Here is a 4,012-nt window from a genome sequence, read left to right on the forward strand (position 1 = left end):
CCGGCTCCCCGACCGACGTGCCGAGCAACGCCGCCAGCTCAGGCGGATCCTGCCTTGGCGGCGACCTTCATCTGCTTCGTGCCACGGCGTAGTCCTCCGACCTGCACCTATCCGCCTGGCAGGCCGCCTGACCTGCGGTTCTCGCTTTCAGTAGTTGCCACTGGTGTGGACCGTTTTCCACCCTCCTGCGGACTGTTTGCGGACCGCTGAAGCGCCTCGGGGGCTCGCGGCCCGGCGGCTACAAGATGGCGGAGTGTGACGCTCTGGCGTCGCGGCCTGCCGATCAGGAGGACGGAGTGCCTCGCTCGCTGCTGCCCGAGAGGCACGACGGACATGCCACTCGACGTCGGCCGACAGCGGCTATGCGCCATCGTCAACCGCACGCCGCCACTGAGCTTCGAATTCCTCGGAGTTGATCTCCCAAGCGGCGGCCTCCGGGGCGTAGAGGTCGACCACAGGAGGGTTGAAGGCCCAGTCGTCCGGCCCGGACCTCACAGACGTCCCGTCGTCGCGCACCTCCACCTGGCGCAGGCGGCGCCCGTCCGGCCCGACCTCCAGGTAGTACGAAGCGGGGTCAACCCCATCCTCGCCTTCCCACCGGCGACACAGATGTACGAGAGCCCTCCCGGCGCAAGCCGCGAAGTCCGGATGCCCCCGCTGCGCGTCACGCTGTTTCCGCAGTTCCTTCAAGGGCGACGGCAAATGTGGCGCGTCAAGGGCCACCTCGGTCAGGTCCCACGTCGCGGCCCGCTGAACGGCCTCAGGCTGCGTCACGACCTCGACCTCGGCGATCCGCTCGACGATCTCCTGCGCCGACCGCGCCCGGACCCACCACCACAGTTCGCTCATCCCGTAGTCGTGCAGGACGAGGAACCGCTGACCATCCGCATCGCCATCGATCATCCGCCCGACGGTAGACCCGCCGGGCTTCAGCCTTGGGACACACCGTTGCTACCGAAACGACGGGACGTGCCTACGTGGACAGCCGACCGACCCCAAGCACAACAGCGGCGGTCTTGAAAACTACGCGGGGCGCCGCTCGGCCCGACGCCATGTGGTCCTCCTGACCTCGGTGAATCCTGCCTGACCTGGTCAGACACTTCGCCATGATCGTCGGGGCGTGGTCCCGGTGAGTCTCACGGAATCCCACTGCTGACCGTGGTTATCGATTGCCAGGATCGGGTATCACCGAAGGTCTCGGGTCGACTACCTAGTGCGAGTTCGGGCGCCGTCCGACTCTGGTCACGATCGGCAATGATGCGCCGCCCATGGTGGGGTCCAGCTTGCTGGCTTCAGCGCCAAGTGGATGATGCCCTCCACGCGGGTCAACGGGGGAATCATGCGCATGTATGGGCCTGGTATGTCGATCGGTCTCAGTGGGCTCAACTTTCGAGCACCAGGGATGTCGTTCGGTGGCCGAGGCAGCCGGTCCGGCGGAGGTGCTATCGACCGAGGCATCGCGGGACTTGTCGCCCTGACTGTCGAGATGACCGTTCTCTGCTTCAAGTTGATGTTGTAGTTCTCGCTGGTGTCACTGCTCTTCGGTGTGTGGTGCTGCCAGTACATGTTCTTCGTGCCGGCCGTGGCTGCGATCCGCCGAACCCAGGGACAACAGCCCCTCGTGCTGCCCGCACATACGCGCCCGTGGTTCCTCCGCCGCCACTGACGGACGAACTCCCGGACGAGAACTACCGAGCGTGACCATGTCTGAGTGTGATCATTGGTCACGTTCGGTATGGGTACCTTTAAAGATCGGTTATCAAGGCGCGGGTGCCAGGCATCTCGTGTATCGGCCGGGTAAACACGACGGGACAGTGCCAGAGCTCAGGCTTTGCCGAATGGCTTGTTTTGCCCATCTTCTTCCTCTCCCTGAGTAAAGGCATCGGCAGCCGCCGAGCCCATCAGGGAGCTTTCAGAAATTTCGCGCATCTTTGCCGCGGCGATCTCGCGGAGGGGTTCTATCCTTTCAAAGAAATATCTAAAATGGACGGCTTCGCCGTCCTCTTCGTCGCCCCCTTGAGAGGATCTAGCTCGGTCATCCCTATTCTCTTCACTGCCTTCTTGGGTGGGTTCATCGTCAGTCATAATGTCTTCACTGCCTTTTTGGGTGGATTCATCGTCATCCCTATGTTCTTCACCGTCTTCTTGGTCGGATTCATCGTCGGCCATAATGTCTTCTCCGGTCCCCTGATTGGCATCCGCGTGTCCCTTGTAGCCTGTGGCGGTCGCTCGGATTTGTTTGTCGAATTCTTCGGCCATATAGCGCTTTACAAGGGCATACTCATGGGGCTTCGCAAGCTGCAGGAAACTCTCGATCAAAGTTGCAAGCGAGGCAAGGCCGGCAATGAGCCACTTAGAGGTAGCAACTTTTCCCTCGGGGGTCTGGTTCGCAAGCGTAATGATGGGTATTGCGGCGACCGCGGTGAGGCTTACCATGCGAAGAGATCTGAAGGTCCACGCACTCGCACTCGATGTTCGATGGGCGCTACGACATTACTTCTGGACGTCCTCAACGTACCGCCGTCGCTCATCTCTGCGAGCAGCACTGTTTCCAAGGATTGCCCTTGTGCTGTTTCCAAGGATTGCCTTTKTGGAATTGGTGAACGGCCCCGCTCGCTGACGGTCTCCACCCTCTCCCCTTCTCGCGTTACCTTGATTTGTGGATTCAAAATGTTCCATGGGCGAATCCCTTGTAATTGGCGAAGCTGTATGGCTTGAAGCCGTATGGCTTTCTGTGGCCATACCCGGGTAGCGGCCGATATCACCTCGGTCGGACGTACCCGTATGCACGCCGCCTACATTCGACCGCAGCATATCAGGATGGACCGCCTGCTACTGGACATATTCCCTCGGGCTTGACGCTGCCGGTTCAGGCGACATGAAAGTGGGGTATCAGCCTATGTATGGCTCGGCTCGGTTCTCAAAGTAATGATCGACGCGAAGTCGTATCGAAGGGTGCATGTCGTATGAGCCCAGCTCGTTCACGGGTACGAATCGGACCTGTGACGACTCGCTGCTCGTTCGGGTTTCGCCTCCGATCATCTTCGTCCGGAAGAGAATCGAGAACTGCTGTCCCCGAAGGCAAACAGCATCGTGCCCGCTGTGAGCGCGATTGTCCCTGACGATCAGGGATGGCGGTAGTGCTCCTTCAGCCGTCCCGCGGCATCCTTCAGCCGGACAGTTCCGAGCCACGGGAGCGCGTACGTCGCCAGAACGTAGCGGTACCGGCTCGGACCACGGCTCTTCTCGCGTCGCCTGCGACCATCCGGCGAGAGCGCCGCCGGAATGCTGATCTGGTAGGACCAGCGCTTGTGCTGCTTATCGCAATAGGCGTCGCCTGTTACGCGACCTTCCGCCAACATCTACTCCCGTGACAATGTGCTGCATTCAACATGAAGAACGCGCACGCGAGGACAAGGATTCCCCGATGTCACGAGAATGAGAACAATTTTAAATGCTCCCGTGACACCGAATTTGGTGCCGGAACTGGTGCCACGGGGAGAGCTGCTGACGGCTAGACGACGGGTTTATGCTGCTACATCTGGGTTCCCACCTGGCTAGCCCTAGTCTGCGCTTTCATCTGCTTCTTGAAGTCCCGGACCTTGAGCAGGGTGTCGGGGCCGGTGATGTCGGCGACCGAGCGGAAGCTGCCGTCGTCGCCGTAGGGAGTGGAGACCTCGCGCCAGCCTGGCGGGGTGACGTCGAGTTGCTTGCCCAGCAACGCCACGAAGATCTTCGCCTTCTGAGCGCCGAAGCCGGGCAGGGCACCGACCCGCTTGAAGAGCTCCTTGCCGTCGGCCGCGGTGGTCCAGATCGAGGCTGGGTCGCCCCCGTACTGGTCGACGATCACCTGGCAGACCGCCTGCACCCGCTTCGCCATCGAGCCCGGGAAGCGGTGCAGCGCCGGCGGCGTCGCGAAGACCGAACCGAGCGCGTCCGGATCAAAGGCCGCCAGTTCGCCGACGTCGAGCGGCCGCCCGAGCCGCCTGGTCAACTCGTATGGCGCGGCGAA

General features: G+C 61.8%; 4 protein-coding genes. All 4 read right to left on the minus strand.

All coding sequences use genetic code 11. The features are described 5' to 3' along the window. Positions 1–360: 360 nt before the first annotated feature. Positions 361–903, minus strand: coding sequence for a hypothetical protein (locus tag CcI49_RS39395; protein WP_054568413.1), 543 nt, complete (start codon positions 901–903; stop codon positions 361–363). A 921-nt stretch (positions 904–1,824) separates the two neighbouring features. After that, positions 1,825–2,436, minus strand: a complete 612-nt coding sequence (locus CcI49_RS41860) for a hypothetical protein (RefSeq protein ID WP_131831284.1) — start codon at positions 2,434–2,436, stop codon at positions 1,825–1,827. Between the two features lie 689 nt (positions 2,437–3,125). Then, the gene (locus CcI49_RS42405) at positions 3,126–3,362 is read right to left on the minus strand and encodes a hypothetical protein (RefSeq protein ID WP_158230749.1); all 237 of its coding nucleotides are present in this window, start codon (positions 3,360–3,362) and stop codon (positions 3,126–3,128) included. A 173-nt stretch (positions 3,363–3,535) separates the two neighbouring features. Further along, on the minus strand, positions 3,536–4,012 hold a 477-nt coding region (locus CcI49_RS39400), incomplete at its 5' end, for an HhH-GPD-type base excision DNA repair protein (RefSeq protein ID WP_076834844.1).

It is taken from the genome of Frankia sp. CcI49, assembly GCF_001983215.1.
Classification (GTDB): Bacteria; Actinomycetota; Actinomycetes; order Frankiales; family Frankiaceae; genus Parafrankia; species Parafrankia irregularis.